The sequence below is a fragment of the Secundilactobacillus silagei JCM 19001 genome (assembly GCF_002217945.1).
Classification (GTDB): Bacteria; Bacillota; Bacilli; order Lactobacillales; family Lactobacillaceae; genus Secundilactobacillus; species Secundilactobacillus silagei.
Map to the genome: position 1 here is coordinate 67,860 of NZ_BCMG01000009.1, position 14,427 is coordinate 82,286.

Annotated in this window: 13 protein-coding genes; 10 read left to right on the forward strand and 3 right to left on the reverse strand. The window is 46.4% G+C overall.

The features are described 5' to 3' along the window. Positions 1 to 40: 40 nt before the first annotated feature. Positions 41 to 487, forward strand: coding sequence for a D-aminoacyl-tRNA deacylase (gene dtd / locus CES79_RS08910; RefSeq protein ID WP_054655434.1), 447 nt, complete (start codon positions 41 to 43; stop codon positions 485 to 487). 10 nt (positions 488 to 497) lie between these two features. Next, positions 498 to 1,142, forward strand: a complete 645-nt coding sequence (locus CES79_RS08915; RefSeq protein ID WP_054655432.1) for an HAD-IA family hydrolase — start codon at positions 498 to 500, stop codon at positions 1,140 to 1,142. Between the two features lie 3 nt (positions 1,143 to 1,145). Here CES79_RS08915 and CES79_RS08920 read toward each other — a convergent pair whose 3' ends face one another. Together CES79_RS08920 and CES79_RS08925 are read right to left on the reverse strand one after the other, a co-directional pair. Further along, on the reverse strand, positions 1,146 to 1,979 hold the full coding sequence (locus CES79_RS08920) for a fructosamine kinase family protein (protein ID WP_089136965.1): 834 nt from the start codon (positions 1,977 to 1,979) through the stop codon (positions 1,146 to 1,148). Between the two features lie 23 nt (positions 1,980 to 2,002). Further along, positions 2,003 to 2,851 (reverse strand): N-acetylmuramoyl-L-alanine amidase family protein, encoded by an 849-nt coding sequence (locus tag CES79_RS08925; protein WP_089136966.1) that lies wholly within the window; start codon positions 2,849 to 2,851, stop codon positions 2,003 to 2,005. 361 nt (positions 2,852 to 3,212) lie between these two features. On the opposite strand from CES79_RS08925, the gene hisS reads away from it, so the two are divergent. Together hisS and aspS are read left to right on the forward strand one after the other, a co-directional pair. Continuing rightward, entirely contained in the window at positions 3,213 to 4,499 is a 1,287-nt protein-coding gene (gene hisS / locus CES79_RS08930; RefSeq protein ID WP_054655430.1) for a histidine--tRNA ligase, read from the forward strand. A 12-nt stretch (positions 4,500 to 4,511) separates the two neighbouring features. After that, positions 4,512 to 6,308, forward strand: coding sequence for an aspartate--tRNA ligase (aspS, locus tag CES79_RS08935; protein ID WP_089136967.1), 1,797 nt, complete (start codon positions 4,512 to 4,514; stop codon positions 6,306 to 6,308). 104 nt (positions 6,309 to 6,412) lie between these two features. On the opposite strand, the gene CES79_RS08940 is transcribed toward aspS, so the two are convergent. Next, complete coding sequence (locus tag CES79_RS08940) at positions 6,413 to 7,735, reverse strand: MFS transporter (protein ID WP_089136968.1); 1,323 nt, start codon at positions 7,733 to 7,735, stop codon at positions 6,413 to 6,415. Positions 7,736 to 8,341: 606 nt separating this feature from the next. Between CES79_RS08940 and msrA the strand changes: the two genes are divergently transcribed. The 6 genes from msrA to CES79_RS08970 all read left to right on the forward strand — a co-directional run bounded on the left by msrA (position 8,342) and on the right by CES79_RS08970 (position 14,197). Beyond that, entirely contained in the window at positions 8,342 to 8,881 is a 540-nt protein-coding gene (gene msrA, locus CES79_RS08945) for a peptide-methionine (S)-S-oxide reductase MsrA (protein WP_089136969.1), read from the forward strand. A gap of 100 nt (positions 8,882 to 8,981) precedes the next feature. Further along, positions 8,982 to 9,857, forward strand: a complete 876-nt coding sequence (locus CES79_RS08950) for a YitT family protein (RefSeq protein ID WP_054655427.1) — start codon at positions 8,982 to 8,984, stop codon at positions 9,855 to 9,857. A 179-nt stretch (positions 9,858 to 10,036) separates the two neighbouring features. After that, on the forward strand, positions 10,037 to 11,191 hold the full coding sequence (locus CES79_RS08955) for a CDP-glycerol glycerophosphotransferase family protein (RefSeq protein WP_225362374.1): 1,155 nt from the start codon (positions 10,037 to 10,039) through the stop codon (positions 11,189 to 11,191). Between the two features lie 23 nt (positions 11,192 to 11,214). Further along, positions 11,215 to 12,021 carry an ABC transporter permease gene (locus CES79_RS08960; RefSeq protein WP_089136970.1) on the forward strand — a complete coding sequence of 269 codons (807 nt, stop codon included), beginning with the start codon at positions 11,215 to 11,217 and terminating at the stop codon, positions 12,019 to 12,021. A gap of 38 nt (positions 12,022 to 12,059) precedes the next feature. Beyond that, a complete protein-coding gene (locus tag CES79_RS08965) occupies positions 12,060 to 13,271 on the forward strand; it encodes a CDP-glycerol glycerophosphotransferase family protein (RefSeq protein ID WP_054655508.1) in 1,212 nt (403 codons plus the stop codon). Beyond that, positions 13,268 to 14,197 (forward strand): deoxyribonuclease IV, encoded by a 930-nt coding sequence (locus tag CES79_RS08970; RefSeq protein ID WP_054655425.1) that lies wholly within the window; start codon positions 13,268 to 13,270, stop codon positions 14,195 to 14,197. Before CES79_RS08965 ends, CES79_RS08970 begins: the two co-directional genes overlap by 4 nt. Positions 14,198 to 14,427 lie beyond the last annotated feature (230 nt).

Genomic DNA, 14,427 nt, shown 5'->3' on the forward strand with positions numbered 1-14,427 from the left:
GTCAGCCGTGTCGTTTTGATATTTATGAGGAGGATTCATCGTGCGAATCGTATTACAACGGGTAACGTCTGCTCAAGTCGCCATTGACGACCAAGTAGTCGGTAAAATTAAACAGGGTTATTTAGTGTTGTTTGGGGCTGCCGATACCGATGGTGAGGACGAATTGGACTATTACGTGCATAAGATTGCTAAGCTGCGGGTCTTTTCAGATGATGCCGGCAAAATGAACTTGTCGATTCAAGATGTGGGGGGCGCCATTTTATCCGTTTCACAATTTACCCTCTATGCCGATACGAAAAAGGGCAACCGGCCAAGCTTTACTAAGGCCGGCGCACCGGACCATGCCAAAGAGATCTATGACCGGTTTAACCAAAAATTGCGCAATGCTGGTATTCAGGTTGAAACTGGCGAATTTGGTGCCGATATGCAAGTCAGTTTAGTCAACGATGGTCCCGTCACCATTCTGTTTGATAGTGCGGATCTATAAGGAGATTGTAATGAAATATCAATCGTTTTTCTGGGATTTTGATGGCACCATTTTTGACACTTATCCCATCATGGTGCAAGCCTTCATGACCGCGTTGACCAGACAGCAGGTTTCTGAACTTGAGTTAGATGAACAGGAAATTTACGAAGTGATGCGCCAGCATTCATTTGGCACCGCGAAGCAGCAGTTCAGCGCAGAATTTAGTATCGACGCTGAGCGATTAGAACACGATTACCGTCAAATCGAAAGCCAGCACATTGAACAGGCCCAGCCGTTTGCCGGGATGCTGGATTTACTGCAGCAACTAAACGACGTAGGCGGGACCCATTACCTGCTGACACACCGTAACCGCAGTGCTAACCAACTATTAGAGACGGCTGACATTAAAAGACTGTTCGCTGATGAAGTCACCAGTGAACAGCCCTTTCCCAGAAAGCCGAATCCAGCTTCCCTGAATGCTTTAATTGAACGAAACGGTGTCAAACGGCCAGAAGCCATCATGATTGGGGATCGAACGTTAGACATTGACGCGGGTCATAATGCTGGCATTGCTGGTGCTCTATTTGACCCGGGCCGGTTGATCGATTTTCGTTCCAGCCAGCCCGAAATCAACGTGACTAACGTGGGCGAGTTGAAAGCCGCCTTGCTTCAGTAATTTTTAGTAGTTACTGAGAATACGATCAACTGAGCCACCGTAGGATTCACCGAATAAATTGAGGTGTGCCATCAGGTAGTAGAGCTGATACCACGGCAGTCGCTCTTGAAAGCCCGACTGAATGGGGTAGGTGTCGTTGTAACCCTGGTAAAACTGGTCATCGAAGCCACCAAATACCGTGGTCATGGCGAGGTCGAATTCCCGATCGCCATACAAAACGTCCGGGTCGATCAAAGCCGGTTTACCATCAGCGGTAAACATCACGTTGCCAAACCACAGATCACCGTGGAGTAAACTGGGCACGCTGTCGTGATGCTGAAAATAATCTAAGATAATCTGGCAGAGCCGTGTAAGATGGGCCTGCCTTTTTTGATTCCATAAACCGTGCTGGTCAGCTCGCTTAGCTAGAACTTCCAGCCGTTGATGGACGTAGAAGTCACCCCAATTAGTCTGCCAAGTATTGATCTTGGGCAGCTTGCCGTCAACGTCATGGTCGAAGCCAAACCGGTCGTTGTGCAGCTGATGCACGTGGGCCACCAGTTTGCCGAGATCGTATTGACTGCCTTGACCGCTCTCCAGCCAAGACAAGATCAGGTAGGCGTCACCGTTAATTTGACCAGAAGCGATGACTTGGGGTACTAAGGCCGCCTGTGCTAATAGCTTAAGGCCTTCAATTTCGTGTTGATAAAAGACCTGTTCACGATTGGGCTGCACCAGCAAAAAATAGGTCGTGTCGGCCGTTTCCAGTCGATAGGCTTGATTAATGTCACCACCTGAAACGGGGATCACCCGTTTGATGGCGTCGATTGGCAGTTGCTTGAGCCATTCATTATCCATGTATTTAACCAACCTTTCTGAACTTATTTGTTTTCAAAGTAGGCGGCTAGACCATTGGTGACATCCTTAGCCACCTTATTTTGATAGGCGGGATCTTCAATTGATTTGAAGTCCTTGGCGTTATTGATATAACCCATCTCTAATAGTAACGCAGGTCGCAGGTTGTCGCGAATCACTTCAAAGTTGCCAACATCGACCCCCTTATTAGTTAGCGGTAAGCCCGTGAGATGCTGATTAATGGTGCGCGCTAACTTTAAGGAGGTATTGGCATGGTAATAGTAAGTCGTGAAGCCGGAACCCAGGTTATTTTCAGGACTGGAGTCAAAATGAAAACTAATAAAAGCGTCCGCATGGTTGTCAGTGGCCATTTCCGGCCGGGCTCCCAAAGAAACGGTCTGATTGCCGGTGCGTGTCATAATGACGTGGGCGCCGCGGGCAGTTAACTGGTTGCGGACTTTCTTGGCTAATTGCAGCGTATAGGTTTTTTCATCGTGATGCTGGTCAATGGATAGGGCACCGGAATCACTGCCGCCGTGACCGGGATCCAAAACGATCGTGGCTTCAGACAAATTAGTCGCTGTTTTGATTTTTGACGACTGATTGATCAGCCAGCTGGCGACCCAGCCGAAATGGTGATCATCATAGCGGACTTTGTACCAGTTATCCGTTTTCTGAACGATGTAAACGGCCTGCCCCTTTTTCAAAATAGCTTTAGTCTGATAGTTAATATTGGGACCGGTTCGGACGTTAATGTTAGCGATGGGGGTCGTTAAGCGGTCTTGACGAACGGTTTGAAAGACAGCAATGCCTAAGGTCAGCAGGATCACCAATGAAATGGTGATTTGTTGCCAGTGTTGTTTTACGTAGTTCAAATTAATTTCCTCGATTAGTTTTTTAAATAATTATAGGTTATTTTGTTACAAAGATACAGCCTGCAAATGAAAACGTCCTTGACTTTTCGCGGGTAACTGAGTAGTCTTATTGGTAGTTAAATAAATGAAACGCCGATGAAAAAGATCAGTAAATGACCCGTGACTTTCAGAAAGTATCTGGTTGATGAAAAGATACAGCAGACGGGAAGTTGAAGACACTTTTGAGGTGGGTAAGCAATTATCCGTGTCCAACGTTATGGATGAGTAAATTTAAGGTGGTACCGTGCGAAGCACCCTTGTGAAAACAAGGGTGCTTTTTATTTTTTTACGCCACTATATCAAAATCAGAAAGGGAGATACTATGCGTTATCAGCGACCAAAAGGCACTGCGGACATTCTTCCAGGTGAGAGTCAGCACTGGCAGTATGTTGAGACAGTGGCGCGACAAGTATTCAATAAGTACCGGTTCGAAGAAATTCGCACACCGCTATTTGAAAATTTCGAAGTGTTCTCGAGAACCTCTGGCGACACTTCAGACATTGTTACTAAGGAAATGTACGATTTTAAGGATAAGGGTGACCGTCACATCAGTTTACGGCCAGAAGGGACCGCTGGCGTTGTGCGGGCCTTTGTGGAAAACAAACTGTATGGCCCAGAAGTTCAAAAGCCCTTTAAGACTTATTATATCGGACCGATGTACCGTTATGAGCGACCACAATCAGGTCGGCAACGGGAATTCCACCAAATGGGGATCGAAGCTTTCGGTTCTGATGAGCCAGCACTAGATGTTGAAGTGATCGCGGTCGGGATGGATCTGTTTAAGCATTTCGGGATCTCGAACCTCCGTTTAGCAATCAACACACTAGGCGATAAGGAGACTCGGGATAATTACCGGCAGGCGCTGATCGATTATCTGGAACCGCACTACGATGAACTGAGTGAAGATTCTCAGATTCGCTTGCACAAGAATCCGCTGCGGGTACTGGATAGTAAGGATAAGAAGGATAAGCAGTTCGTGGCGGATGCGCCATCGATCCTGGATTATCTGACGCCTGAAGCCAAGGCGCATTTTGACCAGGTGAAGAGCTTGCTGTCAGCCATCGGTATTGACTACGTGGTCGATTCAACCATGGTACGTGGTCTGGATTACTACAACCACACCATTTTTGAAATCATGGTTGATTCGAAGGCGTTAGGTCATGGCTACACCACAGTGTGTGCCGGTGGCCGTTACAACGGCTTGGTCGAAGAACTGGGCGGCCCGGAAGTTTCCGGTGTTGGTTTTGGCCTCGGTATGGAACGCTTAATCTTATTGATGGAAGCTGAAGGGGTCAAATTTCCTGAAGAACATCATTTGGACGCCTACGTTGTGGGCATTGGTGATGAAGCCAACGCACCAACGTTAAAGGTCGTGCAAGCGTTGCGTCAGCAGGAGTATTCAGCTGACCGCGATTACTTAGCTCGTAAGCCTAAGGCCCAGTTTAAAACGGCTGACCGCTTAAGCGCTGCCTACACGCTGACTCTGGGTGAAAAAGAGTTAACGACCAATACGATTCACGTTAAGAATATGAACTCTGGTAATGAAGTTTCAGCACCGCTAGACGATGTGATGACTGATTTCGCCAGTGTCATTAAAAATATTGATTAAAAGGAGAGCAAGATGAAGCGAACAACATATGCCGGTCTGGTGGACGAAAAATATCTTGATCAAGATGTCGTCCTCAAGGGCTGGGTTCAAAAGCGCCGTGATTTAGGCGGTTTAATATTTATCGATCTACGAGACCGCGAAGGCATTGTCCAACTGGTCTTCAGTGAGGAATTCGATAAGGATGCACTGGCCGTTGCTGACCAGCTGCGAAACGAATACGTCATTGAAATTAAGGGTCACGTGGTACCACGGGCCGAACACGAAGTTAACGAGAAGATGCGGACCGGTAAGATCGAAGTCCGGGTATCTGAAATTAACCTGTTAAACAAGGCTAAGAACCCGCCATTCTATATTCAAGACGGCATCAACGTTTCTGACGATCTACGGTTGAAGTACCGTTACTTAGATCTGCGTCGGCCAGAAATGCAACGTGGTCTCTTGATTCGTAACCGGATCACCCAATCAGTCCACAGTTACTTTGATTCTCAGGGCTTCATTGATATTGAAACCCCTGATCTGACTAAGTCCACCCCAGAAGGTGCTCGGGATTATCTGGTCCCTTCACGGGTCTATCCAGGTCATTTCTACGCGCTGCCACAATCACCACAACTGTTTAAGCAGTTACTGATGGGTGCCGGGTTTGACCGTTACTACCAAATCGCTCGTTGCTTCCGTGACGAAGATCTGCGTGGTGACCGTCAGCCAGAATTTACCCAAATTGATATGGAAACTTCTTTCTTGGACGCTGAAGAAATTCAGGATCTGACTGAAGGCTTGATTGCTAAAGTCATGAAGGAAACCTTAAACATTGACGTTAAGTTACCATTCAAACGGATGGACTGGGATGAATCCATGGCCCGCTTTGGTACTGACCAGCCAGATGTTCGTTATGGCATGGAACTGAAGGACTTAGGCGACTTAGTGAATGATCTCGGCTTTAACGTCTTTAACAAAGTTCTCGATGATGGTGGCCAAGTTAAAGCAATCGCCGTTCCTGGCGGTGCTGATAAGTACTCCAGAAAAGACATCGATAAGTTCGTGGAACATATCGAACGCTTCGGTGCTAAGGGCTTACCTTGGTTGAAGGTTACTGAAGACAACTTTACCGGCCCAATTGCCAAGTTCTTCAAGGATAACGCTGAACTGTACAAAGCCATTACGGAACGGACCGGCGCTAAGCCTGGCGATCTTCTGTTATTCGCCAGTGATTCCAGCCGAGTGGTTGCCCAAACCTTGGACTACCTCCGTCGGACAATTGCTAATGAGCTTGGTTTGATCGACGAATCGAAGTTTGCCTTCTTATGGATCGTGAACTGGCCATTATTCGATTACGATGTGGACTTGAAGCGCTGGGTTCCAGCCCATCACCCATTCACCATGCCAAAAGCCGGTGACGAACATTACTTGGACGAAGGCGAAGATCCGCATAAAGCCTACGCTCAAAGTTATGACATCATCTTAAACGGTCTGGAATTAGGTGGCGGATCGATCCGGATCCACACCCGTGACCTGCAAATGAAGATGTTCAAAGCTCTTGGCTTCACCAAAGAGCGGGCCGAAAAGCAGTTTGGTTACCTCCTGACCGCTTTGGATTACGGTTTTCCGCCTCATGGTGGTCTGGCAATCGGCTTGGATCGGTTTGCCCGCTTGTTAGCTAAGCGCGGTAACATTCGAGACGTGATCGCCTTCCCTAAGAACTCCAAAGCTGTTGAACCATTAACGTCTGCACCAACCACGGTTTCAGACAAGCAATTACAAGATTTAAGCTTGTTTGTGACCAAGGATGATGACGATAAAAAAGATAAATAAGTTTTAAAAAGTGCTAAACAAAAAGCATGGTTCTCAGTCGAAAATGGCTGAGAACCATGCTTTTTTGATGCCCATATATTATTGTAGATCATTGATTTTAAAAACTATTTAATGATCTTATCGTCTGTTTCAGGTCCCCAAATGAAGATGACAGCGGCCGCAATCACAGCAATTGCTGCGATGCCATAGTAGAGAAACGACGTTGAAAAGTGGGTGATCACGATGGCGACGACTGAGGGCATCAAAACGTTCAATAGTTTGGAAACACCGTTGGCAATACCGGCGCCACGGAAGCGGTGGCTGGTTTCAAACAATTCGTTGGTGTAGATGCTGACCACGGTTGCCATTAGAATGTAGAGTACCACTGTCAGCAAAAAGCCGTTTAGCAAGATTCCCACCGTGGTAGTCTCATAGGCATAAGCAAAGCCCAAAATGGCAACAATAATAAATGAAACGCCAATCAATTTCTTGCGACCAGTCCGGTCTACCAGCAGGGCGCCAATAGCACAGCCGATTGGGGCACCCAGCATCATGATGGCAGAAAAGCCGATGGAACTGACAATGTTAATGCCGCGTTTCAGCAGTAACGTTGGCACCCAAGTAGAGAAGGTATACTGGCAAAGCAAAGTGGCACTGACAGCAACGATGGCGATAAACAAACCCTTGGCAAAGCTAATGTGGATGACGGCTTCATTCTTATCTTCTAACTCACCATCATCGTAAAGCCCGCGGGTCGTGAGCTGTTTAATAATGGTATCAGCCTCTTGAGTCCGGCCCTTGGTCAGCAGCCAGCGGGGAGATTCAGGAAAATGACGACGGGCGAACCACAGGATCATGGCCAAAATCCCTAACAGCAGAAACATTGACCGCCAGCCGAATTTAGGAATCATGAAGGTGGCAATCAGTAAGGTGACCGGTGCACCGGTGTTGGCGATGATCGCGGTTAGTCCGGACCAGTGACCGCGACGTTTGACTGGTGCAAATTCATTAACAACGGCATAACTGGTGACGATTTCGGCACCCAGACCAGTGGCCGCAAATAGCCGGCAGATGATCAGCGTGATCATATTCGGTGCAAAGGCGGCTAAGAGGGTAAACGCGCCAAACAGTAGTAAATTATACTGATAAGATTTTTTGCGGCCGTAGAAGTCGCCGATATACCCGGAGATTAATGATCCAAGAAAAAGTCCCAGAAAGCCACTTGATAAGAAGAGCGAACCCTGCGCAACGGTGGCAAAATGTGACGCAACCATGGCGCCATTGATGGCACTGGCAACGTAAACGTCAGCTGCATCCAGCATGATGCCAGCGCCGGCCAGCCCAAATACCTTGTAGAACAAGGGCGTTTCACGAGCGGAATTAAGCTGTGTTTCGAGGTTAAGTGAACTTGAACTGATGTTATGAGAAGTAACGGTGTTAGAAGCCATATGTATTTCCTCCTAAAGTATGTATAGACGTGTTTTTGATGTATTTATAATGAGCTAAGGGCAAGAACGGACACGCTGATGAATTCTAGCCACTGTGATTTGGTAAAGTAAAAGAATCAATCTTAATTCCTCCTCGTATGAAAGATAGATAAAATAAAAACGCCCTTCGAAAAAACTTCCGAAGGGCGCAATAGTATGCACGGTACCACCTTGATTTGTTGTCCATAAGACAACCTTAGCGGACTTAATTATTTAGATCCGTTGACCAGATAATGGTGGTAACCAGGAAAGCCCGATAAACAATTATGGCTCAAAGCCTACTTTCAGTTCTAGACGTCATCCGTTTGCAGCAACTACGGACTCTCTGAGCACGTCGAAAGAACTTACTCTGCTTATTCACTCTGTTTATCATTACTTTTTAATTATTTTTTAATTTAATTGTATGCTAACTCATAACTTGAATCTTGTAAAGGGGGCCAGCTAAAATCGATTTTAGTCACGTCATGAAATTTTGATTGAGGGTACTGACAGCGGTTGGCTTGTTTCATGAGCTGAAATACCATATACTGGTTACTATTCAATTTAGTTAATTTAGGGGTGAACGAAATGAGTAAAAAACGAGAAACAGCAATCTTTGCGGGCGGGTGCTTCTGGTGCATGGTCAAGCCCTTCGATACGCAGCCAGGCATTGAAAAAGTGGTCTCCGGCTATACGGGTGGACACGTGGCCAATCCGACTTACGAGCAGGTCAGCAGTCACACTACTGGTCATACCGAAGCGGTCAAAATTACCTTTGATCCAGAAATCATGCCTTATGAAAAATTAGTCCAGATCTATTGGCAGCAGACCGACCCAACGGATGCGATGGGCCAGTTTCAAGACCGTGGTGACAACTACCGGCCAGTCATTTTTGTGAAGGATGAGGCGCAGCGTAAAATTGCGGAGCAGTCCCGCCAAAAGCTGATCGACAGCGGTAAGTTCGATGCCCCGATTGTGACTCAGATTGAGGATGCCAAGCCATTTTATGAAGCTGAGGAAGAACACCAAGACTTCTATCGTAAGCAGCCAGCACGAATGGCCATGCAAGAAGCCGGCGGACGTGAGAAATTCGTTAACGAACACTGGCAAAATCCAAAGGCTAAATGAGGGTTGCTTTAGAAAGTAAAAAGAGTGGTGTGCAGTCGGAAAAGATATGCTATGCTAGGATACTGTCGGTTACTGAACGATTGGATAGAGAGGGTTTGTTATGGATGATGTACAGCGTTTAGTTAAACGCCATCAATCAATTGGAAAAATTTCGACTGCATTTATATACGGTATTTTAGTGTCGATCGCCATGAATTTCTTCTGGACGCCGGGACACATTTATTCTTCTGGTATTACTGGGCTGGCACAAATTGTGACTACTTTGACTGAGCGGCACCTGACCTTCGTGGTTTCAACTGCTTTAGGATTATTTTTGCTGAACGTCCCACTATTCGTCCTAGCGTGGCGGGCAATCGGTCATAATTTTACGGTTTATACGGTTATTGCGGTTTTTCTTGCCAGTTTAATGATTAAGATGCTGCACCCGGTTCATCTGACGACTGACCCCATTATCTGTGCGTTATTTGGTGGAGCGGTCAACGGGTTTGGGACCGGCTTGGCCCTTAAAAGTGGGATTTCAACCGGGGGCTTAGACATCTTGGGAATCGTGATTCGCCGCAAGACGGGCCGCTCGATTGGATCCATTAACATTGCGTTTAATTCGCTGATCATTTTAGCGGCTGGTTTTCTGTACGGCTGGCCCCACGCGTTTTATTCCGCCATTGGGTTAGTGGTTAACGCCCGGGTCATGGACATGACTTATACGCGCCAGCAGCTGATGCAAGTGATGATCATTACTGACCGGCCGAAAACGGTGATCGATTCGATTCAAAACCATATTCGGCGGGGGATCACCATCGTGCACGATGCCGAGGGGGCCTATCACCATGATACAAAGACGATCCTCTTCACCGTGATTTCACGTTATGAAATGTCGGATCTAGAGGAAGCCATGAATGAAGCTGATTCAAGTGCCTTCACCAGTGTTTCAGAAATTTACAAGGTTCTGGGTCATTTTTATGAACCTAGACTATGACAATTTCACCGCTGTGTCCTTGATATCAAGGGCATAGCGATTTTATATTCCGGCAAATTCTTAAATTCTTATAAAAGCCAGTTACTTAAAATTTGAATGTGGTATAATACCTTGTTGTGCGTTACGGCACCCGTTATTGGTGGCGTAACACAGGAGAAAAATAGAATTGGTGGTCTGCTGTGAAAGTAATTTATATTTGGCTGGTCCGGTTAATATCTGCGCTGAACTTTTTTAGGCGAAGCAAGGTTCATTCAGTTATTTACCTGATGAGTTTCGGCAATAATTTGAAGTTTATACTAGCGCTGGCTGATAAATTACCTGACAATCAGCAACTGGTCGTTTTTTACCGGCCAGACGTTGAAGTCGAGGCAACTCAGCTGGCTGCTTATGGAATCAAAGTTGTTCCGTTTCGGGATAACCTGCATTTTGTGTTCACTGGGATACCGGTGATTATGACATCCCAACTGATCTTCTGCGATAACTACTACGCCTTTTTAGGCGGTTTGCTGCATCCGCGACACGCCAAGATCGTTCAGCTCTGGCATGCTAACGGTGCGATTAAGCGCTTTGGTTGGGGCGACCCAACCACGAGTCAGCGTTCTAAAGAAGATCAGCGGCGGTTCCAACGGGTCTATGATCAGTTCGATGATTACGTGGTGGCTTCAGATGCCATGGGCAACGTTTTTCAGGATAGTTATCGCGTTCCGCGTTCACGGATGCAGTTAATGGGCTATCCGCGGTCTGACCGGTTTTTTTCTGCTAAATGGCAGGCAGGAGCGCGTGACCGTATTGATCGGCTGGCACCGGGATTGGCCAAGCACCGCGTGATCTTATACGCACCGACGTACCGTGATTCAATGACCTTTGAGCTGACGCCGGAACTAAAAGAAGCACTGGTGGCTGATCCAAATGCCGTGGTGGTGGTCAAACTCCATCCTTTGCTGCAAAAGTATGAACAGCGGCTCAGTCAGTCAACGACGCATCAGGTACGCTTTTATCCGCAGCTGTCGACGACCGATCTGCTGATGGTAACCGAGACTTTGATCACCGATTATTCGTCGATCGCGTTTGATTATAGTCTGCTGCCACACGCGCATAGTCTGCTGTTTTATATGTCTGATTTAGAAGAGTACCAGCAAAATCCTGGTATTCAGCCCCACTTTTTAAAGTGGCTGCCATCAGCACCTTTAAAGACACCGGCAGAACTGCGAACGGCGATTGTCACTGACCGGCAAACGGATTTTACCAAGTTTAACCATCATTGGAATACCTACAATGATGGTCATGCGACCCAACGGGTTGTGGAATATTACTGCCGCTATTTGAAAAAATAGCTGGCGTAAAGGAGTGTTAACCTTTGAAAGAGGTCGTAACCTTATTTAAGGAACAATTTAAGAGTTTAGGGATTATCTTTAGAATTTCAAAGTATCAAGATCGGGCCAGTTATCAAAGTCATTATCTTGGGTTGATCTGGGAGTATTTATACCCCTTAATTCAAATCTGTATTTACTGGTTAGTCTTTGGTGTGGGTCTTAAGCATGGTCAGTCCAGCGGTATTGATTACCTGCCTTGGATGGTGATTGGGATCACCCCATGGTTCTTCATGAACCGGGCGACCTTGGATGCTTCTAAGAGTATTTACCAGCAAGTGGGAATGGTTTCCAAAATGAAATTTCCCGTTTCGGCACTGCCTTCAATTAAAATTGTTTCCAATTTAAGTTCGTTTTGGACAATGTTAGTTGTTTCAGTGCTGGTCGGTTTGATTTATGGGATTCGGCCCAATATTTATTGGCTGGAATCCATTTACTACTTCTTCTGCATGATCATGTTTTTGATTGCCTTTGGGATTTTTAACTCGGCAGTGTCAGTACTTGTGCGGGATTATCATATCTTACTGCAATCAGTGATGCGGATGTTATTCTACATTTCCGGTGTACTGTTCAACTTTGAAACGGGTGGCTTTCCACCAATCGGAATTCGCGTTTTGCAGTTGAACCCATTCTTCTACGTGGTTTCCGGTTTCCGGGAATCAATGCTGGGTCAAGGCTGGTTCTGGCAACGGCCAACGTTAACCATTGAATTTTGGTTGATCGTGCTGTTCTTCCTGTTAGTCGGCTCGCATCTGCATTATAAGTTCCGTTCACGTTTCGTTGATTTAATTTAGTTAATTAATAAGGAGGAATTACGGTGACAACGACTGGACTGGTCAATCAAGTCATAAAAGGTCTAAAAATCGTGATTCGCAATGGACTCATCGTTTTAAACGATGGGTTTATTTGTATCCCGGCAAAAAAAGATCTGCTGGTGTTTGAGAGTTTTAATGGTAACGATATTAATGACAATCCGGCAGCCATTTACCGGCAGCTGATTCACGACCGACCCGAGCTGAAGACCACGGCTTATTTTGGGGTTAAGCCGCGGCGGTATCACGAGCTGCACGCGAAGTATCCAGACATCAAGCTGGTGAAACGTTTTTCGTTTAAATGGGTGTGGTTGATGGCGCACGCTGGGTTTTGGGTGTTTAATTCGCGCCTGCCAAATTGGTGGCATAAGAATAAGGGAACGACTTACATTCAGACCTGGCACGGCACACCGCTGAAACATTTAGGCGTTGATATTGAACACGTCGCGATTCCGGGTACTAAAACCGCCGATTACTATCAGCAATTTACCCGGGAAGCGGCTCGCTGGGATTACTTAATTGCGCCTAATGATTACTCGAAGCAAATTTTTCGTTCCGCGTTCCAGTTTCACAATCGGTTTTTAGACATTGGGTATCCCAGAAATGACGTTCTCTATCATCAAGATCAACCGGCCGTGATCCGGCAACTCAAGCAGCGGCTGGTTGGTGATCCGGATGCAACGGTGATCACGTACGCGCCGACTTGGCGCGATGACGATGCCATTAAAACCGGTCAGTATCATTTTGAACTGCCATTTAAGCTGCAACGCTTTTTTGAACAGGTGGATGATCAGACCATCTTGGTTTTAAGGCCGCACTATTTAGTGAAGGATCACATTGATATCCGGGGGTTTGAAGACCGGGTCAAGATCATTGCCGATGAGGACATTGCTCATTTGTACCTCATCTCCGATCTCATGATCACCGACTATTCATCAGTGATGTTTGATTTTGCTAACCTGAACCGGCCAATGCTCTTCTATGCCTATGATCTCGAGCATTACCGCGATCAGCTGCGGGGCTTTTATTTTGACTACCAAGCTGAGATTCCAGGCCCGTTAGCCACCACTGAGGCTGCCTTTGACGAGTATTTAAACCAGTTTGCAACCCAGGGGACGTTTACCGGCTATCGTGCGCAATTAGCTGGTTTTAACCAAAAATACTGCGAATGGGAAGACGGTTCAGCTTCAGAAAAAGTCGTTAAGATTATCCTAGGGGGAATTCAAAAATGACATTTTTAATTGGTTCGCACGTCAGTATGAAGGGCAAGGAGATGTTACTGGGGTCAGCTAAGGAAGCGGCTTCCTATGGTGAAAATGTGTTCATGGTTTACACGGGCGCACCGCAAAATACGCGCCGTAAACCGATCGATGAGCTTAACATTGAGGCCGGCCACGACTTTATGAAAGCACATGGCCTGCAGCAAATCGTGGTTCATGCGCCATACGTGGTCAATCTGGGTAATACTATCAAGCCTCAAAATTACCCCTTTGCAATCCAGTTTCTGCGTGAAGAAGTGAACCGGGCTGAAGCCATTGGGGCAACGCAGATCGTGTTGCATCCTGGTGCCCACGTTGGTGCGGGACCCGAAGCGGCCATTGCACAAATTGCCAAGGGTTTAAACGAAATTATCACCCCGGATCAAACCGTCAAAATCGCACTGGAAACCATGGCCGGTAAGGGGACCGAAGTGGGCATTACCTTTGAGCAATTGGCGTCAATCATCGACAAAGTTACCGATAACGATAAACTGTCGGTTTGCTTTGATACCTGCCATACCAGCGATGCCGGTTACGCCATTAAAGATGACTTTGATGGTGTGTTAAAGCAGTTCGATGACGTGATTGGCCTTGATCGGCTGCAGGTCATTCACTTGAACGATTCTAAGAATCCGCAGGGCAGTCATAAAGACCGTCATGAATTGCTGGGTAACGGCACGATTGGTTTTGAGGCCTTAAATGCCATTGCCCATCATCCCAGTTTGGTCAACGTGCCTAAAGTGATGGAAACGCCGTGGGTGGCCATTGATAAAAAGCATAAACTGGCGCCTTATGGGTATGAAATCGAAATGCTGAAACGCCAAACGTTTAATCCTAATCTGGAAGCGGACGTTTTAGCGCAAAAACCGTTTGATACGAATTTGACATCAGATAATTGATCGCAAAGAATAGAGGCTGTGCCATAAGTCTCTATTGGTAAGTATCCTAATTGATTTCTTAACTGAAAATAGTAATAAATGGCCATTTGTTCAATCCTTCGATATGGTCTAATAGTGCGCCAAAACTCAGATTCCGGTCATTTAACCCAAATAAGGCCTATTCCGATAAAGTTCATCGAAATAGGCCTTATTTGGGTTAAATTCTGGAATCTACCGAGTTTTGTCGCACA